The 23,496-nt window shown below is 62.3% G+C and carries 23 protein-coding genes; 4 read left to right on the top strand and 19 right to left on the bottom strand.

What is annotated here, in order from left to right; all coding sequences use genetic code 11:
• The first annotated feature begins 27 nt into the window (after nt 1–27).
• Complete coding sequence (locus FAA86_RS10235; protein ID WP_136540279.1) at nt 28–2,373, top strand: methyl-accepting chemotaxis protein; 2,346 nt, start codon at nt 28–30, stop codon at nt 2,371–2,373.
• Between the two features lie 62 nt (nt 2,374–2,435).
• Here FAA86_RS10235 and FAA86_RS10230 read toward each other — a convergent pair whose 3' ends face one another.
• Nucleotides 2,436–3,380, bottom strand: coding sequence for a nucleoside hydrolase (locus FAA86_RS10230; RefSeq protein WP_136540277.1), 945 nt, complete (start codon nt 3,378–3,380; stop codon nt 2,436–2,438).
• A gap of 139 nt (nt 3,381–3,519) precedes the next feature.
• On the opposite strand from FAA86_RS10230, the gene FAA86_RS10225 reads away from it, so the two are divergent.
• Together FAA86_RS10225 and FAA86_RS10220 are read left to right on the top strand one after the other, a co-directional pair.
• Entirely contained in the window at nt 3,520–3,942 is a 423-nt protein-coding gene (locus FAA86_RS10225; protein WP_113460130.1) for an Hsp20 family protein, read from the top strand.
• 49 nt (nt 3,943–3,991) lie between these two features.
• Nucleotides 3,992–4,249 carry a BQ00720 family protein gene (locus FAA86_RS10220; RefSeq protein ID WP_102020787.1) on the top strand — a complete coding sequence of 86 codons (258 nt, stop codon included), beginning with the start codon at nt 3,992–3,994 and terminating at the stop codon, nt 4,247–4,249.
• Nucleotides 4,250–4,287: 38 nt separating this feature from the next.
• Here FAA86_RS10220 and trmB read toward each other — a convergent pair whose 3' ends face one another.
• The 16 genes from trmB to FAA86_RS10140 form a co-directional block, all read right to left on the bottom strand.
• Nucleotides 4,288–4,989 carry a tRNA (guanosine(46)-N7)-methyltransferase TrmB gene (trmB, locus tag FAA86_RS10215; protein WP_136540275.1) on the bottom strand — a complete coding sequence of 234 codons (702 nt, stop codon included), beginning with the start codon at nt 4,987–4,989 and terminating at the stop codon, nt 4,288–4,290.
• 5 nt (nt 4,990–4,994) lie between these two features.
• Entirely contained in the window at nt 4,995–6,233 is a 1,239-nt protein-coding gene (gene metK / locus FAA86_RS10210) for a methionine adenosyltransferase (protein ID WP_113460132.1), read from the bottom strand.
• A gap of 164 nt (nt 6,234–6,397) precedes the next feature.
• On the bottom strand, nt 6,398–6,817 hold the full coding sequence (locus FAA86_RS10205) for a helix-turn-helix domain-containing protein (protein ID WP_113460133.1): 420 nt from the start codon (nt 6,815–6,817) through the stop codon (nt 6,398–6,400).
• Nucleotides 6,818–6,965: 148 nt separating this feature from the next.
• Nucleotides 6,966–8,555, bottom strand: a complete 1,590-nt coding sequence (gene lnt / locus FAA86_RS10200) for an apolipoprotein N-acyltransferase (protein WP_136540273.1) — start codon at nt 8,553–8,555, stop codon at nt 6,966–6,968.
• Nucleotides 8,556–8,652: 97 nt separating this feature from the next.
• Nucleotides 8,653–9,981, bottom strand: coding sequence for a transporter associated domain-containing protein (locus tag FAA86_RS10195; RefSeq protein ID WP_246035041.1), 1,329 nt, complete (start codon nt 9,979–9,981; stop codon nt 8,653–8,655).
• Between the two features lie 12 nt (nt 9,982–9,993).
• A complete protein-coding gene (gene ybeY, locus FAA86_RS10190) occupies nt 9,994–10,500 on the bottom strand; it encodes an rRNA maturation RNase YbeY (RefSeq protein WP_136540272.1) in 507 nt (168 codons plus the stop codon).
• A 20-nt stretch (nt 10,501–10,520) separates the two neighbouring features.
• Entirely contained in the window at nt 10,521–11,576 is a 1,056-nt protein-coding gene (locus FAA86_RS10185) for a PhoH family protein (RefSeq protein WP_113460136.1), read from the bottom strand.
• A gap of 40 nt (nt 11,577–11,616) precedes the next feature.
• Nucleotides 11,617–13,011 carry a tRNA (N6-isopentenyl adenosine(37)-C2)-methylthiotransferase MiaB gene (gene miaB, locus FAA86_RS10180; RefSeq protein WP_136540271.1) on the bottom strand — a complete coding sequence of 465 codons (1,395 nt, stop codon included), beginning with the start codon at nt 13,009–13,011 and terminating at the stop codon, nt 11,617–11,619.
• Between the two features lie 57 nt (nt 13,012–13,068).
• Nucleotides 13,069–13,866, bottom strand: coding sequence for a lyso-ornithine lipid O-acyltransferase (olsA, locus tag FAA86_RS10175; RefSeq protein ID WP_377344438.1), 798 nt, complete (start codon nt 13,864–13,866; stop codon nt 13,069–13,071).
• A 33-nt stretch (nt 13,867–13,899) separates the two neighbouring features.
• Nucleotides 13,900–14,328, bottom strand: a complete 429-nt coding sequence (locus tag FAA86_RS10170) for a Fur family transcriptional regulator (RefSeq protein ID WP_076393124.1) — start codon at nt 14,326–14,328, stop codon at nt 13,900–13,902.
• A 44-nt stretch (nt 14,329–14,372) separates the two neighbouring features.
• Entirely contained in the window at nt 14,373–14,870 is a 498-nt protein-coding gene (locus FAA86_RS10165) for a GNAT family N-acetyltransferase (RefSeq protein ID WP_136540270.1), read from the bottom strand.
• 1 nt (nt 14,871) lies between these two features.
• Complete coding sequence (tsaB, locus tag FAA86_RS10160; RefSeq protein WP_136540269.1) at nt 14,872–15,519, bottom strand: tRNA (adenosine(37)-N6)-threonylcarbamoyltransferase complex dimerization subunit type 1 TsaB; 648 nt, start codon at nt 15,517–15,519, stop codon at nt 14,872–14,874.
• A 21-nt stretch (nt 15,520–15,540) separates the two neighbouring features.
• On the bottom strand, nt 15,541–16,104 hold the full coding sequence (locus FAA86_RS10155; RefSeq protein ID WP_136540267.1) for a NifU family protein: 564 nt from the start codon (nt 16,102–16,104) through the stop codon (nt 15,541–15,543).
• A gap of 100 nt (nt 16,105–16,204) precedes the next feature.
• Complete coding sequence (locus FAA86_RS10150) at nt 16,205–16,696, bottom strand: universal stress protein (protein ID WP_113460142.1); 492 nt, start codon at nt 16,694–16,696, stop codon at nt 16,205–16,207.
• A gap of 73 nt (nt 16,697–16,769) precedes the next feature.
• Nucleotides 16,770–17,834, bottom strand: coding sequence for a tryptophan--tRNA ligase (gene trpS, locus FAA86_RS10145; RefSeq protein WP_136540265.1), 1,065 nt, complete (start codon nt 17,832–17,834; stop codon nt 16,770–16,772).
• A 106-nt stretch (nt 17,835–17,940) separates the two neighbouring features.
• The gene (locus FAA86_RS10140) at nt 17,941–18,339 is read right to left on the bottom strand and encodes a VOC family protein (RefSeq protein WP_136540263.1); all 399 of its coding nucleotides are present in this window, start codon (nt 18,337–18,339) and stop codon (nt 17,941–17,943) included.
• 248 nt (nt 18,340–18,587) lie between these two features.
• On the opposite strand from FAA86_RS10140, the gene FAA86_RS10135 reads away from it, so the two are divergent.
• A complete protein-coding gene (locus tag FAA86_RS10135) occupies nt 18,588–19,007 on the top strand; it encodes a YcbK family protein (protein WP_136540261.1) in 420 nt (139 codons plus the stop codon).
• Here the strand turns inward: FAA86_RS10135 and murJ are convergent.
• On the bottom strand, nt 18,998–20,608 hold the full coding sequence (murJ, locus tag FAA86_RS10130) for a murein biosynthesis integral membrane protein MurJ (RefSeq protein ID WP_136540259.1): 1,611 nt from the start codon (nt 20,606–20,608) through the stop codon (nt 18,998–19,000). The genes FAA86_RS10135 and murJ overlap by 10 nt on opposite strands.
• 3 nt (nt 20,609–20,611) lie before the next feature.
• Nucleotides 20,612–23,437, bottom strand: a complete 2,826-nt coding sequence (locus tag FAA86_RS10125) for a [protein-PII] uridylyltransferase (protein WP_183954636.1) — start codon at nt 23,435–23,437, stop codon at nt 20,612–20,614.
• Nucleotides 23,438–23,496 lie beyond the last annotated feature (59 nt).

Below are 23,496 nucleotides of genomic sequence, written 5' to 3'. Positions count from 1 at the left end.
TCCTGAACCTCAATCTTCGAGGCTCCTATGTTCGCCTTTTTTGCCCGTTCGATCGCCGCCAAACTGCTGGCCGTCACCGGCCTTGCCATCGGTCTGGTTCTCATCCTTTCCAATCTGGTTCTCATTTTCCAAACCCGTGATCGCGTTCACGCGCTGACCATGGAACAGGCCAATGCAGAGGCCAAATCGATCGCCCGCGAAATCGCCGGCGACATCGGCGAGTTGGCGAGTGCGGCTCGCACGATGGCCGGCGTTATTGGCCGCGGCCATGAGGGGCAATCCTTCGACCGCCAAGGGATTACCAACATCCTCAAGGCCAACCTAGAGCAGAATCCGTTCGCCTTCGGAAGCTGGATGGCGGAAGAGCCAGGTGCGATCGACGGACGTAAGGATGAGGTCAAGGGGCAAGCCGATCTCGGCGCCAATGACGATGGGATCTACACCCCATACTGGTCCAAGGACCGCAACGGCGCAATCCAGTTTTCGACCTTCGGTGCCAAGTATGACGCAGAATGGTATGCGCTTGCAGCCAAGAGCGGCAAAGGCGCGATCACGGCTCCCTATCTGGCTGAAGGCACCGATGTGCCGACGACAATGAGCTCCATCGCCTATCCGGTCTTTTCCGGCGGCAAGATGATCGGCGTCAGCGGTGTCGACATCTCGCTTCTGTCTCTGTCGGACAAGCTCAAGGCTCTCAAGCCGTTTGAGACTGGCCGCGTGCTACTGGTGGCACAGGGCCAGCAATGGCTGGTGGCTCCCACGGACGAACTCTTGATGAAGCCGTATGAGGAAGCCGGGGCAGAGGCGTTGAAGACGGCGCTCTTGACCGGTAGCGGAAGCCTCGTGTCCAATCTGGCAGACGCTAATGGCGAAGGCTTTGACCGGTTGCTTTACCCCTTTGCCGTTCCGGGCGTTAACACGACCTGGGCTGTTATCATCGACATCCCGCATGCAGCGATCAACGCGCCGGTCGAGGCGCAGACGCTGATGATGATCGTCGGCGGCCTGATCGTGCTCGGTGCCGTCATGCTGGCGCTCTTCCTTGCGGTTCGTTCGATCGCTCAGCGCCCGTTGCATGGTCTCGTCGGCGACGTTGAGCGCATGACCAGGGGCGACTATGCCAGCGACGTCTCGAATCAGGACCGCCAGGATGAGATCGGCCTCGTTGCCAAGGCGCTCGATGGCTTCCGTCACAAGCTCGCCGAAAGCAACATGCTTGCCGCCGAAGCCGATGCACAGCGCAAGGCGGCCGAAGGCGAGCGTCGTCGCAACGAAGAGGAGCGCAACGCCTCCGCCTCGGTGCAGCAGCATGTCGTGACCGCTCTCGGCAGTGGTCTCGCACAGCTCTCGCAGGGTAACCTGACCTATCGCATCGCAGACGAGTTCCCGGGCGAATACGCCGCCCTGAAGCGCGACTTCAACGATGCGGTGGCAAGCCTCGAGCAGGCGATCGCCTCCGTCAACGGCAGCGTGGTGAACATCGCGGCCGGCACGAGCGAGATCTCGGAAAGCGCTGCCGACCTGTCCAAGCGCACCGAGCAGCAGGCGGCGAGCCTCGAAGAAACGGCTGCGGCGCTGAACGAATTGACCGAACAGGTCAATTCCAGCGCGGACAATGCCGGCACGGCTGCCAACACGGTTTCGGTCGCGGTCAAGGATGCCGAAAAGTCCGGCGAGGTCGTGCAGAAGGCGGTCGCCTCCATGCATGGCATCGAGCAGTCCTCGCAGGAGATCTCCCGCATCATCGGCGTCATCGATGAAATCGCCTTCCAGACGAACCTTCTGGCGCTGAACGCCGGCGTCGAAGCGGCTCGTGCGGGCGAAGCCGGCAAGGGCTTTGCAGTTGTCGCCCAGGAAGTGCGCGAGCTCGCTCAGCGCTCGGCCACGGCCGCGAAGGAGATCAAGGCGCTGATCAATGCCTCGGCCGCCCAGGTCAAGGACGGCGTCGAACTCGTCGGCGAGGCCGGGCAGACGCTCGAAAAGATCGCCCAGCAGGTCATGCAGATCAACGGTCTCATCCGCCAGATCTCCGCCTCGGCCAGCGAGCAGGCATCCGGCCTGAAGGAGGTCAATGCTGCCGTCAACCAGATGGACCAGGTGACCCAGCAGAACGCGGCCATGGTGGAAGAGACGACCGCAGCCAGCATGGCGCTACGCAATGAATCCGACACGCTGCGCGGGCTGGTGGCAAAGTTCCAGGTGACGGGTGCAGGCGCACCGGTTCAGGCTCTGCGCGCTACGGCGGAAACGATGCGAAGCCCTGCAGGCCCGGCGGCTCAGAGCCCAAGGGCTCCCGCCTACTCACCCGCACCGCGGAAGGTTGCGGCTGCCGGCGGCGCTGCGGCGAGCGCCGACAACTGGGAAGAGTTCTGAGCCGAAGGCTTGCCGTGAATGACAAAGGGGCGCTGCCTGGCGGCGCCCCTTTTCTTTTGGCATCAGAGACGCGCGAAACGCTCTGTCAGAAGATCGAAGAAACCGTCGGCGTCGACATTGCGCATGACCGTGGCATTGGTCGTGCGGCCGGAGACACGCCACCAATCGACGACCGTCATGCCGACGGTCAGTTCGGATTGCAGCTCGATCTCGACATTGCACAAGCGGCCGCTGAAGAGCTCGGGCTTCAGCAGGTAGGCAATGACGGTCGGGTCGTGCAGCGGACCGCCATCCGAACCGTATTTCTCTTCATCGAAGCGCTCGAAGAATTCCAGCCATTCGACCATGACCTTGGCCGGCTTGGTGCCGATTTCGGCGATGCGGGCGACGCGCGCCTTCGTCGTCATCAGCTGATGCGTCACATCGAGCGGCATCATGGTGATGCGGATGCCGGAGCCGAAGACGGCTGCGGCGGCATCCGGATCGACATAGATGTTGAATTCGGCAGCTGGGGTGATGTTGCCACCCTCGAAGAAGCCGCCACCCATCATGACGAGTTCCTTGACGCGGGGCGCGATGTCCGGGGCCTTCTGAAGCGCGAGGCCGATATTGGTCAGCGGTCCGAGCGTGCAGAGGGTTACGGTGCCGGTCGGCTCGTTGCGGATCGTGTCGATGATGAAGTCGACAGCATGCTGTTCCTGAACCTTCATCGTCGGCTCGGGGAGCACGGCGCCATCGAGGCCGGTCTTGCCGTGCACGTGTTCGGCAGTGACGAGCGGGCGCACCATGGGACGATCGGCCCCTTCGAACACCTTGCGGTCCGTTTCGCCGCAGAGCTCGCAAACGATGCGGGCGTTGCGGCTGGTCATCGTCAGCGGCACGTTACCGGCGACTGTGGTGATGCCGAGCAGTTCGAGTTCGTCGGGGCTGGCGAAGGCGAGCATGAGGGCTGCGGCATCGTCCTGACCAGGGTCGGTGTCGATGATGATCTTGCGGGGTTCTGTCATGGGTCGATCCTAAAGTCTAAAGGCGGAGGCTTGGAACGCGGGGTGCTATTTGTCAAGCAAGAGAGTGCTTGTCGGGGCCCTCCAGATTTCCCATATTCGGCTGGGGCGGAGGTCCAGGTCCGCCACACAGGAACAGGAAATGACGCGCAACAGACTGCCAACGGAAGCTTTCATCATCACCTTCGACACAGGCGACGGCAGCGCCTTTCGGCGGCCGAGAGGAAGCGACGGCTATCCGCCCTATGACATCGAGAGACTGCCGCCGCAGAAGGGCGCGGAGCGGCTTCGGGTGACGCTTGCTGTGGCCGGTTTTGCGGAGAACGAGCTCGACGTCAGCGTAGAAGCCAATCAGCTGGTGATTCGCGGCAAACAGGCCGAGCGCGACGAAGCGGACTACCTGTTTCGCGGCATTGCCTCCCGCCAGTTCCAGCGGGTGTTCGCGATCGAAGACGGCATGGAAATCACCGGGGCTTCGCTGCGAAACGGGCTTCTGGCGATCGAGATCATCCGGCATGATCCCGTGCATCTGGTAAGGAAAATTAACATCTCCACCGCAGAATGAAGGTTGCGGCAATGCTGTGCCGCCTCTCCCTCATTCGCGGAGGATCGGAATGTTACTGAAAGAAGCCTCATCCCGCCTGACGAAATCCGAACTGGCGCATCTCGGCGCTGGCGAAGTCGGCTATATCCGCAAGATGAAGTCGGACGAAGTGTCCCGCTGCTTCCCGGAAGCCCCGGAAATCGACCCGACATTGGATCTGTGGGCGCTGTTTGCCGCTGACGGCACGCCGATCCTGCTCACCGACAACCGATCCAGCACCTTCTTCAAGGCTGCGGAAGACGACCTGAAGACCGTTTCGCTGCACTGAGTGGTGCAGCGAGACATCGCAGCCTCCGGCGCTGCGAATCAGCGCTTGCGGAATGTGAGATAGGCCGATGAACGCCCTTCGCGGCGGGCCTTGTTCTCATAGCGCGTGCCCGGCCAGCCCTCGTAGGGCGTCAGCCAGTCGCTCGCATTGCGGGCCGTCCACTCGAACCCGCCATGATCGCGGCAATGCTGCAGCGTCCAGTTGACATAGGTGTCGATGTCGGAGGCGAAGCAGAAGATGCCTTCCGGCTTCAGCACCTTGTGAAAGCGCTCCAGGTTTACCTGTGAGACGAAACGCCGCTTCCAGTGCTTCTTCTTCGGCCAGGGATCGGCGTAGAGCAGATCGATCTGGTCGATCTGACCCTCCGGCAGCCAGTCCAGCAATTGGGTCGCGTCATCGTCATAGACGCGGATGTTCTTCAGCCCCTCGGCCTCGACCACCGCGAGCAGCTTCGCCATGGAATTGACGAAGGGCTCGACCCCGATGAAACCGGTCGTGGGGTTGGTGCGGGCGCGATGAACGAGATGCTCACCGCCACCGAAGCCGATCTCGAGGCGGAGCTTGTCGACGGGAACGGGGAACAGGGATTTCAGATCGGCCGGCACGGGCGCGGCGAGGTCGACCTTCAATTCCGGCAGGACGGTTTCCATCCGCTCGACCTGCTGGTCGCGCAACGGCTTACCCTTGCGCCGACCGAAGAATGCCTCGGTCGACCGTGTCCTGCGTTCCTGTTCCGTCATTCAGATCAAGCCTTGATCGCATCCTTGAGCGGCTTGACCAGGTCCAGCTTCTCCCAGGAGAAGGAACCATCACGGCCAGCCTTGCGGCCGAAATGGCCGTAGGCCGCCGTCTTAGCATAGATCGGCTTGTTCAGGTCAAGATGGCGGCGGATGCCGGACGGGGACAAGTCCATGACCTTGCGAATCGCGGCTTCGACTTCGTCCTCGGTCACCTTGCCGGTGCCATGCAGGTCGACATAGATCGACAGCGGCTGAGCGATGCCAATCGCGTAGGAAATCTGGATGGTGCACTTGTCGGCGAGACCGGCGGCAACGACGTTCTTGGCGAGATAACGCGCGGCATAGGCGGCCGAACGGTCGACCTTGGTGGTGTCCTTGCCGGAGAAGGCGCCGCCACCATGGGGGGCCGCACCGCCATAGGTGTCGACGATGATCTTGCGGCCGGTGAGGCCAGCATCACCATCCGGACCACCGATGACGAATTTGCCCGTGGGGTTGATGTACCAGGCGCAGTCGTCGGCGATCTTCAGGTCGCCAAGGGCTTCCTTGATATAGGGCTCGACAACCTGGCGAACCTTCTTCGAATCCCAGTTCTCGTCGAGATGCTGGGTGGACAGCACGATCGAGGTGGCCTCGGCCGGCTTGCCATCGACATAACGGACGGTGACCTGGCTCTTGGCATCGGGGCCGAGCTTGCCGACATCGCCCTCGCCCTTCTTGCGGGCGGTGGAGAGCGTCTGCAGGATCTTGTGCGAGTAATAGATCGGGGCCGGCATCAGGTCCGGCGTTTCCTTGCAGGCGTAGCCGAACATGATGCCCTGGTCGCCGGCGCCTTCGCTGTTGGAGCTGTCGGCAGCCTTGTCGACGCCCTGAGCGATGTGGGCGGACTGGGAGTGCAGAAGCACGTCGATCTTGGCGGTCTTCCAGTGGAAGCCGTCCTGCTCGTAGCCGATATCGCGGATCGCTTTGCGGGCGGCAGACTTGAACTTCGAGGGATTGATGACCTCGTTGCCGTTCTTGTCTGTCTTCATCAGGCTCGGCGGCAGGCGAACTTCGCCGGCGATGACGACGCGGTTCGTGGTGGCAAGGGTTTCGCAGGCGATGCGCACGGTCCAGGGATCGACGCCGGTCTTGGCCGCTTCCCGGTAAACGAGATCGACGATTTCGTCGGAGATGCGGTCACAGACCTTGTCCGGGTGACCTTCGGAAACGGATTCGCTGGTGAAGAGATAGTTTGCGCGCATCGGGATTCCCCTCAAAGTATGGATGGCGGCATCGTTACTCAGTTCGAGCGGCGATGACAAGGACACAACCACATAAATATATCTTTATGTGAGTAAACTTTTCCTTCCAAGGACACAAAAAAAGCGGCCCTGCGGCCGCTCTCTTTATCGGGGGATGATTGGGCTTATTCGCTGTCGGCTTCAGCGGCCAGAGCCTTGACCAGGTCGACGATCTTGCGACGAACCTTGGGGTCGGCGATCTTGACGAAAGCGCGGTTCAGCTGAAGGCCTTCAGACGAGGACAGGAAGTCTACGACATAGTTCGAGCTCGACGCTTCCGCCATGCCGGTGGAGTTCGCGGGCTGCTCGCCGGGTGCGTCTTCGAAGAAGAAGGAAACCGGAACCGTCAGAATGTTGGAGATGTTCTGCAGGCGGCTGGCGCCCACGCGGTTGGTGCCTTTTTCATACTTCTGAATCTGCTGGAAGGTGATCCCGAGGCTTTCACCAAGCTTCTCCTGGCTCATGCCAAGCATCGTGCGACGAAGGCGAATCCGGCTCCCGACGTGAATGTCAATTGGGTTCGGCTTCTTCTTGTTCTCGATCATTAATGTCGTCCTGACAAAGTTGTTGGCGTTGCGACCCTCACCCGATGCCCGCCCAACCATAACGAGACGTTGTGCTCGCCGTCGATGATCTTTCAGCATACTTGTAGATTACCGGTCTGAGCCACTATGCAATTTTAGGGGTTTTTGGTCAATTCGCCCGCCTAATAAAACCCAGACTAGAAATGGCCGCCATCAAGGTCATCATTCCCACCACCAACCAAAGGTTTAAGGCGTGGTTGTGGCTGTGCCGGACCGGGACAGATTTAACACTGAGAGTTGCATCCACCGCGCCGGCAGCGTCAAGGGACAGTCCCTGAACGATACGCCCATAGGGGTCGATGACGGCCGAAATCCCGCTGTTTGCCACGCGAATCAAGGGCACACCGGTTTCCACGGCCCGCAGCCGCGCCTGGAGGAAGTGCTGATAGGGACCGGGGCTCGCGCCGAACCAGGCGTCGTTGGTGACGTTCAAGATTGCACTTGTACCGGCGAGATCCGATGCAACCTCACCCGGAAAGATGGCCTCGTAGCAGATCAGGGGATAGAGCCCGATGCCGGAAGGAAGCGTAAGCGGCGTGCGGCTGGCAGCGGCCGTGAACCCGCCGGGAAGGCTGATCAGTTCCTCGATGCCGAACTGGCGCAGCAGATCCTCGAAGGGCACGTATTCTCCGAAGGGCGTCAAATGGACCTTGTCGCTTGCGCCAAGGATCTGTCCCTTGTCATCGATCATGTAGACCGAGTTGTAGTAGAGCGGCGGCAGACCGGCGCCGCGCTCCTCGGCCCGCACGGCCCCCGTCAACAGGATCTGCCCGTCCTGCAGCACATCGCCGATGCGCACGAGGGCGTCCGGGTTCTCCGTCAGGATGAAGGGTACGGAGGTTTCCGGCCAGACAATCACGTCAGGTCGCGGCTTGCCTTCCTCCGGTGGCGCGGCGGTCAGGGCCAGATGCTTTTCGAAGATGCCGATGCGATCGGTGTTTTCCAGCTTCTGTGACTGATCGATAGAGGGCTGGACGAGACGCACGACCATTGTCTTGTCCGTCTCGACCGGGGGCTCGACATAGAGGCGGAACGCGCCGTAGCCGAAATGCGCGACGAGGAGCGCACTGGCGAGAAGAAGCCCCGGCCATGCCCCTTTGCGGGTTCCAAGAAGAGCCGGAGAGGCGAAGACAAAGACGGCGAGCGGGGTGATGGCGAGGATGCCGAGGACGTGGCTCGACTGCATCATCAAAGGCACCGGCATTGCTGCATAACCGATGGCATTCCAGGGAAAGCCGGTCGCCACAAAGCTGCGGAGCCATTCGAGGAGACCGAAGGCGGCGGCAAGCGCTGCAATGCGCCCCATGCCGTCCGACCAGAGAAGGCGGGCCAGCATGGTGGCAAGACCATAGAAGATGGCAAGCACGGCGGGCAGGCCCAGGACGGCCAGAGGGAACGCCCAGGCGAATTCCTCGGCCTCCAGAAGCAGTGCATTGCCAAGCCACCAGAGGCCAGAGACGAAGTAGCCGAGGCCGAAGAGCCAGCCGATCCAGAAGGAGGACGACAGCCCCGCCCTCCCCGTCTCGGCATTGCCCGTCGCGCCGTCGAGCAGCCACACGAGCAGCGTGAACGACACGAACATCGCGGCAAAGGAATCAAAGGGCGGAAGGGCCAGCGCCCCGATCGCTCCTGCGAGAATGGCAAGACCAGCGCGCCTTACCCCCCACAGCAGCAGAATCCTCGCTGCCAAAGTCTGCATATCCACCCCTCGTGCTTGCGAATCAATCGCGGGCAGTCTTCCAAAAAACCGGAGGGATGTCGCGGTTTTCGGCGCGGGCGGTGCCAACCGCTACCGTCTACGCGCGGTCGGCATTCTCCAGAGGCGGCTGACCGGCCTCGGCGACCGGCTCAGCAAGAGGCTGGACGTCCGGCTCGGCGGCAGGCTCGGCCGGCTTCACTGAAGCCTTGGGCGCGCGGGGTTTTGCCGGAGCCTTGGCGCGCGCCTTGGTCGCGCCTTCCCCCTGCAGAGAGTTATCGGCTTTCGCGGCCTTGGCTGCCTTTGCGTCGATGTCACCATCGGCGCGGGTATCGACATCACCCTTCGTCGTTGACCGGCGACGAGCGCCTGCGCGCTTGCGGGCGACGCGAACGCGCTTGATGCGGCGCGGGTCGGCATCGAGAATGTGGAACTCGAAGCCCGGCAAGGCCTGCACCACTTCGCCCCGTGCCGGGATCCGGCCAAGCGCCGAGAAGATAAGGCCACCCAGGGTGTCGACGTCTTCCAGACGATCCTTGATGTCGAAGTCGGGGCCGATCGCTTCCGCGATCTCTTCCAGTTCGACGCGGGCATCGGCGACGATCACGTCGTCGGCGACCCGGCTGAACATGACCTCTTCGTCATCGTGTTCATCGTCGATGTCGCCGATGACCATTTCCACGATGTCCTCGTGGCTGACGAGACCATCGGTACCGCCGTATTCATCGATGACGAGAGCCATCTGCGTGCGGGCGGCCTGCATGCGGGTCATCAGGTCGGATGCTAGCATCGACGGCGGCACGAATAGGATGGAGCGGATGATGCCGGCTTCAGCCACCGTCTTGCTCAAGTCGATGCGCGCGAGATCGAAATCGATCTTCGGCTTGGCCGGTGCCTTTTCGACCTTCTCCACCTTCTCCGCGCCATTAGCGGGTGCCGCGGCCTTGGCCACGCGCCTGCGGCTGCGAGCCTGCTTGGTGACGTAAGAGAGGAGGTCGCGGATATGAACCATGCCGCGCGGGTCATCCAGCGTTTCGGCATAAACCGGCATGCGCGAGCGACCGGAGACATCGAAGATCGTCATCAACTCGCCGATGGTGACGCTCTGGTCGACCGCCTCGATGTCGACGCGCGGGACCATGATGTCCTCAACGCGGACTTCGCGGAACCGCAGGATGTTGTGCAGCATCGCCCGTTCTTCGGGCGTGAAGGCCTCGCCCAAGGTCGCATCGGCTTTCAGCGCGACGGTCAAGTCCTCGCGCAGGCTCGTGGAGGAAGAGGGCTTCAGGATACGGCCCAGGCGGGCCCAGAAAGACGGGGATTGTCGGGCCGAGCTTTCCGCTCGGGGGGGACTACTGCCCTCTTCGGAAGAGGAACCCTCGTTACTCTCTTTGGCCTCGGGGGCCGTTTTCGTCGCAAAATCGGTCATTGTTCCAAACTATCAGATCGGGTCCTGCCCCGCATAGGGGTCAGATAGGCCAAGTTCCGCCAGAATGCGAGTCTCCAGCGCTTCCATTTTCTCGGCGTCGTTCACTTCCATGTGGTCGTAGCCGAAAAGATGCAGGAATCCATGAACCATCAAATGGGTCAGATGATCCTCGAAAGTCTTGTCCAATTCGACGGCTTCGCGCTCGACCGTCTCGCGGGCGATGATGATGTCGCCGAGCATCGGCCCCGGCATCTTGCCGGGCGTCACCGGAAACGCGGGGAAGGACAGGACGTTGGTCGGCTTGTCCTTGTCGCGCCATTCCGCGTTGATCTCGCGGATCATCTCGTCATCGGCAAAGACGAGGGACACTTCCGTGCCCTGCTGCGGAAAGGGCTGGCCCTCGCGAGTCGCTAGATGGGTTTCCGCTGCGCCGAGCACGCGGGTGGCTAAAGCCTCCAGCGCCGTCTCGTCTTCCCAACCGTCGGCTTCGACGGCAATCTGTATGTCCAACTGGCTCATCGTTTGGTGGCGAAGCGGGCTTAGTGCTCGCTCTGCTCGCTCTCGTCCTGTACCTTGTACTTGGCGTCATAGGCCTGCACGATGCGGCCGACCAGCGGGTGGCGAACCACGTCCGTATCCTTGAAGCGGACGACGGAAATGCCTTCGACACCCTTCAGCACGTTCAGGGCCTCGACCAGACCGGAAGTGACGCCGCGCGGCAGGTCAACCTGGCTCGGGTCACCGGTGATGATCATGCGACCGTTTTCGCCAAGACGCGTCAGGAACATCTTCATCTGCATCGAGGTCGTGTTCTGCGCTTCGTCGAGAATGATCGCCGCATTGGCGAGCGTCCGCCCGCGCATGAAGGCGAGCGGGGCGATCTCGATGACGCCGGCGGTAATGGCGCGCTCGACCTTGTCGCCGGGGATCATGTCATAGAGCGCATCGTAGAGCGGGCGCAGATAGGGATCGACCTTGTCCTTCATGTCGCCCGGCAGGAAGCCGAGGCGCTCGCCGGCTTCGACCGCAGGGCGCGTCAGCACGATGCGATCGACGACGCCGCGCTCGAGAAGCTGTGCGGCATGGGCGACGGCAAGATAGGTCTTGCCGGTACCGGCAGGGCCGACGCCGAAAACCATTTCCGAACGCTCGAGCGCCCGCATATAGGCGTCCTGCGTCGGCGTGCGGGCCGCAATCGTCTTCTTTCGGGTGGAGATCTGCGCCATCGACAGCTTGGCCTTACGCTCCAGCGTCGGCAGCGACAGCTGGTCGTCTGCGGCAACCGCCATGCGGATGGCACCTTCGACGTCGGAGGCTTCCACCGAGCCGCCGCTCTGCAGGCGGGCATAGAGGAAGTCGAGCGCGCGTCGAGCCTGGTTGGTCGCCTGGAGTTCGCCGGTAATGGCCACCGAGTTGCCGCGGGCGCGGGCCTCGATCTGGAGGCGCTGCTCAAGCAATTTCAAATGCTGGTCGAACTGGCCGAATAGCTCGCTGGCAAGCCTGTTGTTCTCGAACGTCAAGATGAAGTGATTGGCGTCGGTCGCAGAGGTGCGGACATTGCGCGAGGGTGAAGAAACCACTTCTGTTGCGTTCAAGCGATCAGGCTCCTGCTGTGATCAGGTTCAGGCCCTCACTCTAACCCTCTGCCACCTCGGCAAACAAGCTGTTTGGGCCGGCTGCGGTGATTCGTACCTGTATAATGTCACCGATTTGCGATGACTTTGCATCAACATTCACCGACTGCAGCCAGGGCGAGCGTCCGATGAGCTGTCCCGGCATGCGGCCCGGCTTCTCCAGAAGCAGGTCGATGGTCTTGCCGATCATCGACTGCATGAAGGCCTGCTGCTGGTCCAGCAACAGCGCCTGGAGCCGTGCCAGGCGTTCGGTCTTTACATCCTCGGCCACGTGGTCGGGCAAATCGGCGCCAGGCGTGCCGGGACGTGTCGAATACTTAAACGAATAAGCCTGCGCGTAGTTCACTTCGCGCACGAGATTCATCGTGTCTTCGAAGTCCTGATCCGTCTCGCCGGGGAAGCCGACGATGAAGTCACCCGAAAGCGCAATATCGGGGCGGACGGAGCGGATGCGATCGATGAGAGCGACGTATTCCGATGCCTTGTGGCGGCGGTTCATCGCTTTCAGGATCCGGTCGGAACCTGACTGCACCGGTAGATGCAGATAGGGCATCAGCATGCGCAGATCCCGATGCGCCTCAATCAACCGGTCGTCCATGTCGCGCGGATGGCTGGTGGTGTAGCGCAGGCGCGCGAGACCGGGGATTTCGGCGAGCCTATAGAGCAGATCGCCGAGGCCAATCGCCCTGCCCTGCTCATCCTCACCATGCCAGGCGTTGACGTTCTGGCCGAGCAGCGTCAGTTCGCGCACGCCGCTGTCCACCAGCTTGCGGGCTTCGGTGAGGAGCTGCGAGAGCGGGCGGGAGACTTCTGACCCGCGCGTATAGGGCACCACGCAGAAGGTGCAGAACTTGTCGCAGCCTTCCTGAACGGTGAGAAAGGCCGTGACCGAGCGGGGCTTGCCGATGACCTTGGTCGGATCCGGCAGATGCTCGAACTTGTCCTCGAGCGCGTATTCCGTATCGACCACACGCTCGCCGGCGCGGGCCTTCTGCAGGGCCTGCGGCAGACGGTGATAGGTCTGCGGGCCGAGCACCACGTCGACAGCTGGCTCGCGGCGGGAAATCTCCTCGCCTTCGGCCTGGGCGACACAACCGGCGACGCCGATCATGAATTCCTTGCCTTCCGCCGCACGCGTCTTCTTGTGCTCGCGCAGACGGCCGAGCGCGGAATAGACCTTTTCGGCCGCCTTTTCGCGGATGTGGCAGGTGTTGAGCAGGACAAGATCAGCCTCTTCCATGACCTCGGTCGGCGCATAACCATCGGCCGCCAGGGCATCGGCCATGCGGCCGCTGTCATAGACGTTCATCTGGCAGCCATAGGTCTTGATGAAGACCTTGCGCGTGTTGGCGCCCGGCGCCGGGGTCTCGGGAAGGCTTGCGGTTTCCTGGGTCATGGCGCGCTATTTAGTGGTTTTCGGCCCACGATTAAACCGAAAAATGAGCGCAGCATATCAGCGCCTGTAGCGACCTCTGAGATGGGCGAGCAGCATCGCGCGCAACTGCTCTTCGATGCGCAGCGCGAGCGTCTTGCGGCTGTCGCCTTTGCGAAACTCGACCGTCTCGCCGAAGGTCACGTCGACATCCAGCGCGCCGGCCCGCAGGACACCGATCAGATGCTCCATCAGCCCCGTATCTCCCGGCCAGCCGGCGATCGGGCGGTGGTAGCGGCCCATGGGCATGCCCTGGACGCGGGTGTAGGCAATGGCCGTCGGCTGGACATTGACGATGCCGTTCTCGTCGTCTTTCGGCAGGGCTGCTGCCGCAGCGCCAAAGAGCGACGACTTGATGCCGAGGATCCGGTTGCCGTCCGACGTCGTGCCTTCGGGGAAGAGCACGACGATTTCGCCGTCGGCCATGCGGGCGGCAATCTCGTTGACCTGGTCCCCCGTGCGGCGCTTTTCCTCGCGTACGACGAAAATCGTCTTCTGCAATTTGGCGAGGAAACCGAAGACCGGCCAGGAGGCGACCTCGGTCTTGGCGATGAAGGCAACATCGGCGATCGAGCCGAGGACGAGGATATCCTTCCAGGAGGCATGGTTGGCGGCGATCATCAGCGGCCGGCGTGTCTCGAGCCTGCCATGCACATGCACGCGAATGCCGAGGAACCAGAGCGCCATGCGGTGCCAGTAGCGCGGCAGCCGGCGCCGGAGCGGCCAATCGAAGCGCAGTGCCAGCAACTGGACCGGGATCATCAGGCCCGAGATGACCAGCAGCACGACGAGAAAAAGGCCGACCCTCAGCCAGTTGATCACGCGGGCCTCACTGGCATGGCGGGCATCGGCTTATTTCTCGTCCTTCGACAGGGGGATGCCGTAAAGTTCGAGCCGGTGGCCAACGAGGCGAAAGCCATGTTCGCGCGCAATGCGCTCCTGAAGCGCTTCGATTTCCGGCGAATGGAATTCGACGACGGTACCGGTCTTCAAGTCGATCAGGTGATCGTGGTGCTCTTCCGGAACGGTCTCGTAGCGCGAGCGGCCATCGCGGAAATCGTGGCGCTCGATGATGCCCGCGTCTTCGAAGAGTTTGACCGTCCGGTAAACCGTGGAAATCGAGATCTTCGCATCCACCTTCGATGAGCGACGGTAGAGCTCCTCGACATCGGGATGATCATCCGATTCTTCTAGAATGCGGGCAATAACGCGACGCTGCTCGGTCATGCGCATGCCCCGTTCGGCACACAGCGTTTCGAGCGATTTCAGGGCGTCATTCATAATGTCAGCATATCCGCAGATGGTCGGTTCGTCCAACCGCCGGGTTAGCGAAGATCGCGGCGCATGACAAGCGCGGAGGACCGGCGGCCGTTTTCATCGGTGTAATAGGCGGGGCGTTCACCGGCTTTCTCGAAGCCGAGCTTGCGATAGAGGCCGAGTGCGGCCTGATTGCCGTCATCGACTTCCAAAAACATGGATTCCCCGCCCCTGCCCTTCGCCTCGCGGAGCGCTGCCTGCATCAGTCGCCAGCCAAGGCCGAAGCGCGCGACCTTGTCGCTGACGGCAATCGTCAGGATCTCCGCCTCGCCAGCCACTTCGCGGGCGAGCACGAAACCGGCGAGTGGTGCCTTGAAGATCAGCGTATTGGTCTGCCAAGCAGCGAAACCGAAAGTGTTGGGCTGGAGAAGGAGGCTTAGGAACTCGCCGTCGCCCCAGGCGCGTGGGAAGCGCTGGCCATGCAGCTCCGACACCGCGCGGCAGTGCTCGGAGGTCATCGGGACGATCTCGAATTGGGGCTGGCGGTAGAACAGGCTGTCGCGCATGTCAGGCTCTCGATACGGCAAATCCGGTCTGCGGTTTCGCATCGGGTCCCCTGAGATAGAGCGGCTTCGGCTTGCCCTGAGCTTTCGCTAATGAAGCGATACGCGCGACGATCTCGATCGGGTAATGATCCGGCCCCGTTTCTGCCTGGCGGTCCGAAACCAGGGCCGAGGCAGAGCCGACAAGAACGGTGCCGGGAACGGCTGCACGGGCCAGATAATCATCGAGTTCGAGCAGAAGCGGCTCGCCCTGTGGTACGCCGCCCTCAAAGCCCTGCGCATAGACTTCGTCGCGATGGGCGTTGATGGCGGCGAGGATCAGCCCCTGCTTTTCCGGACTTGTCTGGCTCAAGACTTCAAGCGTCGAGACGCCGACGCATTCCACATCCAGGGCCAGTGCCAGCCCCCGGGCGGCCGCGACGCCGACACGGATGCCGGTGAAGGAGCCGGGGCCAATGGTCACGCCGATACGCCCGACATCCGTCAGCGAGAGCTTTGCCTCGGCCAATGCCTCGTCGATCATCGCCATGAGCCGTTCGGCATGGCCACGACCAATGGTCTCGCTGACGCGACCGAGGATAGCGCCGGCATCAGAATCAAAAACGGCGGCTGCGCAGTCCACACCCGCCGTATCGATCGCAAGAACGATCATCTCGTCTCCCGTCCGGTCGGATCAGACCGCTTCGACTTCCTGCACTTCCGGAACGAAGTGGCGGAGCAGGTTCTGTACGCCATGCTTCAGGGTCGCCGTCGAGGAGGGGCAACCGGCGCAGGAGCCCTTCATGTTCAAGAAGACCTTGCCGTCCTTGAAACCCCGGAAGGTGATGTCGCCGCCGTCCTGGGCAACCGCCGGGCGGACGCGGGTTTCGAGGAGTTCCTTGATGGTTGCCACGATGGTTTCGTCGCCGGCATCGAAGAATTCATCGTCGCCTTCGGCTTCGACGGAGCCGGAAGCCGAGCCCATGACGGGCGCGCCGCTCATGAAATGCTCCATGATCGTGCCGAGGATCGCCGGCTTCAGATGCTGCCATTCGGGGCCGTCCTTGGAGACGGTGACGAAATCATAGCCGAAGAAGACGCCGGTGACGCCCGGGATCCCGAAGATGCGGGAGGCGAGCGGCGAGGCAGCAGCGCTTTCGGCGTCGCGGAATTCGGCCGTGCCGGTTTCCATGACCACCTTGCCGGGCAGGAATTTCAGGGTCGCCGGGTTCGGCGTGGCTTCGGTCTGGATGAACATTATGGCCTCCGGGCGGTGAGCGCACCGCTAAAGATTAGAATACTTCCAAAATAGACGTTGCGGACCGCATCTTCAAGACGTGAAAGCCGGGATGGCGAAATCAGCAGAGCGCGTCGATTTCCTCATTGGTCAGCGTGTCCGGCAGAACCGTGACCGGAATCGGGAAAGCGGCGCCACGACCGGCGATCATCGAGACGAGCGGACCCGGGCCTTCCTTGGTCGATCCGGCCGCGAGAACGAGGATCGCGATATCGCGGTCTTCCTCGATCAGGCCGTTGATCTCGGCGAAGGAGCTGCCTTCCCGGATGACGATCTCCGGCTCGATGCCGATCGTGTCCCGCACGGTCTGGGCGGCCTTGGCCATGATGGCTTCCGCCTCTTCACGGGCCTCGGCCCGCATGATCTCCTCGACACCCAGCCATTGCTGAAAGTCGCCGTCGGGGATCACGTAGGTCAGGACCAGTCCGCCATTGGAATTCTTGGCACGGCGGCCGGCATAATGCACCGCGCGAAAGCATTCCGGGGTATTGTCGATGACCGCCATGAACTTGCGGCGGTGACCTTCAAGACGTGACAGACGCGTTGAAACCATAGAATACCCCGCCGCCGGACGATGACATGTGGCGCGAGCGGGGCTCCGGTGGGACCCGCCCGCGACCGCGACCTTATCGCACGAAACCGATGATGTCGCGGACTTCGTTCATGGTCTTTTCGGCACGCGCCCGCGCCCGCTCGCCACCGTCGCGCAGCACCGCGTCGATGTGAGCCGGGTCTTCCATCAGACGGCGCATCTCGGCATTGATCGGGGCGAGCACGTCGACGGCAAGCTCGATGAGTGCCGGCTTGAAGACGGAAAATTGCTGGCCGCCGAATTCGGCGAGCACATCAGCCTTCGATTTGTCGGCGAGCGCCGCGAAGATGCCGACGAGGTTATCGGCTTCGGGACGGCCTTTGAGGCCTTCCGTTTCGCTCGGAAGCGCGTCGGGATCGGTCTTCGCCTTGCGGATCTTCTTGGAGATCGCGTCCTGGTCGTCCATCAGGTTGATGCGCGAGAGATCGGAGGGATCCGACTTCGACATCTTCTTGGTGCCGTCCTTCAGGCTCATGACGCGCGGCGCCGGGCCATCGATCAGCGGCTCGACCATCGGGAAATAGGCATGCACCGGCTCGTCGCCGACCTTGATGTCGATGCCGAGACCCGTCGGGCGGATCTTGTCGGCAAAGTCCATGTTGAACTTCATGGCGATGTCTCGGGCGAGTTCCAGGTGCTGCTTCTGGTCTTCGCCGACCGGCACATGGGTCGCGCGGTAGACGAGGATGTCGGCAGCCATCAGGCTCGGATAGGCGTAAAGGCCGAGCGAGGCCTGCTCGCGATCCTTGCCGGCCTTGTCCTTGAACTGCGTCATGCGGTTCATCCAGCCGATGCGGGCCACGCAGTTGAAGATCCAGGCAAGCTCCGCATGCTGCGGCACCTGAGACTGGTTGAAGACGATGTGCTTCTTCGGGTCGATGCCGGCGGCGAGAAAGGCCGCGGTGATCGAGCGGATCTGCGTCGCCATGTCCTCATGGACCAGCTGGGCCGTCAGCGCATGCAGGTCGACGACGCAGTAAATGCAGTCGTTGTTTTCCTGCAGCGCGACAAACTTTCTGATGGCGCCGAGATAATTGCCGAGATGGAGATTGCCGGTGGGCTGAACGCCGGAGAATACCAGCGGCTTGAACTCAGTCATTGTTGTCCTCAACAGGCTGGTGGAGGGCCCGATCTTCTGATCGCGTCGGACAGGGCTTATGCACGGCGCGCGGGGCGCAATCAAGCGCTCACTTCGGTGAAGGGCCTCAGCGACGTGCCGGCTCGATCAAGTCCCAGAGGTTGCCATAGAGATCCTCGAAGACCGCGACCGTGCCATAGGGCTCGTGTCGCGGCTCCTCCTGGAAGATGACGCCGGCTTCCGTGAAACGGCGGTGGTCACTGGCGAAGTCATCGGTCTTCAGGAAGAAGCCGACGCGGCCGCCGGTCTGGTTGCCGATAGCCGCGCGCTGGGTGTCGTCCGATGCCTCCGCGAGCAGGAGCGAAGCGCCCTCGCCTCCCTTCGGGCGAACCACGAGCCAGCGCTTTCCGTCCGGCATTGCCGTGTCTTCCACGCAGTCGAAGCCAAGGGCGTCGCAGTAGAAGGTCTTCGCACGATCATAGCTGTCGACGACGAGGCTGACGAGAAAGAGGCTGTTTGCGCTCATGATGGGGCTTTCGGTTTGAGATGTGACGGAAAGGACGCCGACATCACGCATAGGCAAATTTCCTCCCGGATTCGAGGGGTTTAAGGAATGAATTGGCGCCCTTCAAACGAACTGATTCGCAAGCCAAAAATGCGTGCAAATCTCAAATCGAGCAAAGCGCACCAAATTTGACACATTTGCGGGAATAAAAAACCGCAGCAAGCGATCTGGATCGCTGAAAACAACAATCTCATTCCAGAAGGTCACTCATGCGCACATTGTTTCGCGTCGCGCTCGGCTGCGTTCTTTCACTCTGTCTCCTTTCCCCCGTCGAGGCCGTGGAGAAGAAGAAGCGCCATTTCTTCATGAAGCACGATACGGCCGTCGCCTACACGCTGCAGCGCGTCAGCGTCAAAGCCAACTGTTTTCCCGACGAGCTGAAGGCGATCCTTGCTCATATCGCCAAGAAGACCGGCAAGAAGCCGGTGGTGACCTCAGGCCACCGTCCGCGCTCGGGCAAGTCCCAGCACAGCCACTGTTTCGCCGCTGACATTCGCGTTCCCGGCGTGCAGGAAAAGAAGATCGTCGCGGCGGCGCGTACGGCCCCCGGCATCGGCGGGATCGGCCGCTACTGCAACGGTATCGTGCATGTCGATATCGGGCCGAAGCGCACCTGGACTTATTGCTGATCGGGATCAGCGGAGGCCGCGGCGGGTTCGTCAGCGGCCTTTTTCCTGCGCTTCAGACTGCGGCGGATCGTGCCGATATCCGCGCCGCCGATCAGGAAGGCGATTCCGAAATAGACGGGCATGGCCACGACAACCAGACCGCCCAGCGCCAGGACCTGATCGAAGAGCGGGCTTGATGGCTGCAGCCAGGCGGACCACCGATCGGACAGGTAGACGAGCAGGCCCGCCATGATTGCCGAGGCGATCATCAGCCGCAGCGTGCGCGTGACCAGCGACCACTCGAAGACGATATGGCCACGCCAGACCAGCACCGAGAACAACAGAATGGTGTTGGTCCAGCCGGCAGCGGCTTCAGCGATCGCGATGCCGCTTTCCTCGAAGATCGGGAAGAGCGTGATGGCAAGGCCGGTGTTCAGCGCCACCGAAACCATGGTGAAGCGCATCGGCGTCTTGGTGTCCTCGCGGGCGTAGTAGCCCGGCTGAAGCGCCTTGATCAGCACGAAGCCCGGGAGGCCGATGCCGTAAATGGCGAGGATCGAGGCGACAACCGCGGTATTCTGCTCGGAAAAGGCGCCGCGCTCGTAGAGCACCCGGATGATTTCGTCCGAGAGCACCCAGATTGCGGCAGCGGCCGGCAGGGTGAGAAACAGTACGAATTCGATCGAGCGGTTCTGGAGGTTGCCCGCCTCCTTCATGTGCCCGCCCTTCAGCGCGCGGGCGAGTTCTGGCAGCAGCACCACGGCGACCGCGACACCGACCACGCCGAGCGGCAGCTGATAGATGCGGTCGGCATATTGCAGGGCGGCGATCGCCCCTTCCTTGGTCGAGGCGATGGCCTGGCCGATCAGCTGGTTGATCTGGGTGATGCCGCCGGTGATGGCGGCCGGGACTGCGAGCACCAGCAGGCGCTTGACGTTCGGCGTGAAGCGCGGGCGCTTGAAGCCGATGCGGATGCCGGCATGGCGCACACCGAGATAAACGACGGCCATCTGCAAGAGGCCCGCGCCGAGCACCGACCAGGAGAGGGCCCAGGCCGTGACCGAGGGATCGGCGCCGGTCCAGAGCGCCCAGGCCAACGCGCCAATCATCAGGACATTGAGAAAGACCGGCGCGATCGCGGCGGCAAAGAAGTGGTGCAGCGAGTTCAGCATGCCGCTCAGCATGGCTGTCAGCGACATGCACATGAGATAGGGGAACATGACGATCGCGAGGCGCACCGTCAGGTTGAATTTCTCCTGATCGTCGGCAAAGCCCGGCGCAATGATCCACTGAACCAGCAGCGGCATCGAAAGCTGCATGCCGATGGTCAGGATCAAAAGAACAGAGAACAGGACGCCGAAGACTTCTTCGGAGAAGCGCTTGGCGCCGTCGATGCCATTCGCTTCGATCTCCTTGGCGAAGAGCGGCACGAAGGCGGCATTGAACGCGCCTTCGGCAAAAAGACGCCGGAAGAGATTGGGAAATCGGAAGGCGGCATAGAAGACGTCGGCGACCGGACCGGTCCCCAGTGCTGCGGCCATGAGGGTTTCGCGCGCGAAGCCGAAGATGCGGCTGCCGAGCGTCGCCCCACCGACGGTCATGAATTTCTTGACGAGGCTCATTCCTCAGGCCCGTGCCTTCTTGGGCACCGGCGCAGCGCGTGGCGGCGGCGCGATGATGCCGGACGGCATGTTGTCGCGAAGTTCATCCGGCTGGTCAACCATGACGGCCTTAAGCCTGTTGGCGATGTTGGCCTGGCGGTTTTCGTTGGTGACCTTCTGGCCGACCAGATCGGTGACATAGAAGGTATCGATGACCTTTTCACCGAAGGTGGTGATGCGGGCCGAATGGATGTCGAGCGAAAGATCCGAGAGAACGGCGGTGATTTCGGCAAGCAGACCGATGCGGTCGAGGCATTCAACCTCGATGACGGTGAACTTGTTGGACAGCGCATTGGAGATGCGCACATCCGGCTGGACCGGGAAGGTCTTGTTCTTCTTCTTGCCTTTGGAGCGCGTGGCGATGACTTCCGGCAGGCGCTTGCGGCCCGAGAGCACGTCTTCGATCATCTTGCCGATCGTGGCCGCACGGCGCATCTCGTCCTCGTCAATCGGGAATTCGCGGTTGATCAGGATGGTGTCGAGCGCGCGGCCGTCCGAGGTCGTGAAGATCTGCGCGTCGGCGATGTTGGCGCCGGCCGCGGCACAGGCGCCGGCGATGATCGACAAGAGGCGCGGGTGGTCCGGCGAGAGCACGGTGATCTCGGTGATCGCGTGGAACTGGTGGGTGCGCACCATGGTGGCGAGCGCCTGGCCCGACTTGTCCGCCTGGCGGATGAAATGGGCGTGGCGGACCTGGTCCTCCAGATCGACCGAGAGCAGGTAGGGCTCGTAGTGCAGCTTGGTATAGGTGCGCTGATCCTTCTGGCTCCAGCCGTCGAGCGCTTGGGTGAGCTGTTCGGCCGCGTGCTTGGCGCGCTCCTTCCGGGAAACCTGAGAGAAGCCGCCCGAGAGCAGAAGCTCGGTCTCGTAGTAGAGCGTGCGCAGAAGCTGGCCCTTCCAGCCATTCCAGACGCCGGGACCGACCGCGCGGATGTCGCAGACCGTCAGCACCAGAAGCATTTTCAGGCGATCGAGCGACTGCACCTTCTCGGCGAAGTCGGTGATGGTCTTGCGATCATGCAGGTCACGGGTCTGGGCAACCATCGACATCAGGAGATGCTGGTCGATCAGCCAGGCGACCATTTCGGTCTGCTTCGGGGTCAGTCCGAGACGCGGGCAGAGCTTGCGCGCCACCTTGGCGCCGGCCACCGAGTGATCCTCCTGGCGGCCCTTGGCGATGTCGTGCAGGAGCACGGCGACATAGAGCGTCTGACGGTCCTCGATCTCGGGCATGATCTTATTGGCGAGCGGATGGATCTCCTCCGCATTGCCCTTGTCGATCTCGGAGAGAACCTCGACCGTGCGGATGAGATGCTCGTCGACAGTGTAGTGATGATACATGTTGAACTGCATCATCGAGACGATCTTGCCGAATTCCGGCATGAAGCGGCCGAGCACGCCGGCCTCGTTCATGCGCCGCAGGATGAAGCCCGGATCCTTGCGCGAGGTCAGGATGGAGAGGAAGAGGCGGTTTGCCTCCTCGCTCTCGCGGAAATCGTTCTTGATCAGCGAGAGCGACCGCGTCACGGCCTTCAGGGCATCGGGATGGAATTCCAGCCCGTTCAGATCGGCCACATGAAAGAGCCGCATGATGGACATCGGATCTTTCTTGAAGATGCCGGGATCGGCAAGCGCGATGCGGCCGCGATCGTCGATGAATTCGCTGGCGCCCGGGATCTTGCGGGGACGGTTGGCGAAGCGGCCGATCATGCCGCCGATGCCGGGTGCCGCCTTGGCCTGCTGGTCTTCCAGCGCTGCTGCAAAGATGCGCGTGAGATCGCCGACGTCCTTCGCCACCAGGAAGTAATGCTTCATGAAGCGCTCGACCGCCGAGAGGCCCGGACGCGACTGATAATCGAGGTTCTTGGCAATTTCCGGCTGGATGTCGAAATAGAGCCGCTCTTCCGGCTTCCCGGTCAGATAGTGCATGTGGCAGCGGACCGCCCAGAGGAAGTCATCCGCCTTCTGGAACAGGCGCCATTCGTGGCGCGAGAGCACGCCGAGACGCACGAGCTCGTCGGTATCGCGGACGTGGTAATTGTATTTGGCAATCCAGAAGAGCGTTTGAAGATCGCGCAGGCCGCCCTTGCCCTCCTTGACGTTCGGCTCCACGAGATAGCGGCTGTCGCCCGCCTTGCGGTGGCGCTCGTCGCGCTCGGCGAGCTTGGCGGCGATGAATTCGGGTGCGGTGCCGGTCGTGACTTCCTGGTCGAAGCGCTGCTGCAGTTCGGTGACGAGGGCCTCTTCTCCGCAGATGTGGCGGGTCTCGAGGATCGCCGTGCGGATGGTCATGTCGGCCTTCGACAGCCTTATGCATTCCTCGACCGTACGGGTGGCATGGCCAACCTTGAAGCCGACATCCCAGAGGAGGTAGAGCACGAATTCCACCGCCTTGTGCATGGCGGGGCCAGCCTTGGGCGGCAGCAGGAAGAGCAGATCGATGTCGGAGCCGGGTGCCAGCGTGCCGCGGCCATAGCCGCCGACGGCGGCAACGGCGAGACCGTTCGCATCCTTCGGATAGACGTGGGTGCGGGCGAAATCGAAGATCACCGAAATCAGCTGATCCTGGATCCAGGAGATGCGGTTGGCGCAGTTCATGCCGCTGCCATCCTCGAATAGCTTCAAGCGCGCCTGTTCGCGGGCATCGGCCGACGCCTTCTTCAGGATCGGCAGAAGCTTCGAGCGGGTCTCCAGCATGTTGCCGCAACCGGCCTCGGCGATGGTCTTGCAGGACGCACGAAGCACGTCGATGTCGAGGAGATCGTCGAAGGCGAGGACTGCATTGGCCATGGGGGCGGCATCATCTCTTGGGAACCCGGGAATCGGCCGGGATTGGTGGCGCTATAGCG

The sequence above is a fragment of the Rhizobium rosettiformans W3 genome, from assembly GCF_004912135.1.
GTDB classification, from domain to species: Bacteria; Pseudomonadota; Alphaproteobacteria; order Rhizobiales; family Rhizobiaceae; genus Allorhizobium; species Allorhizobium rosettiformans.
The sequence above is the reverse complement of the archived record's forward strand: the minus strand, read 5'-3'. Positions and strand labels throughout refer to the sequence as shown.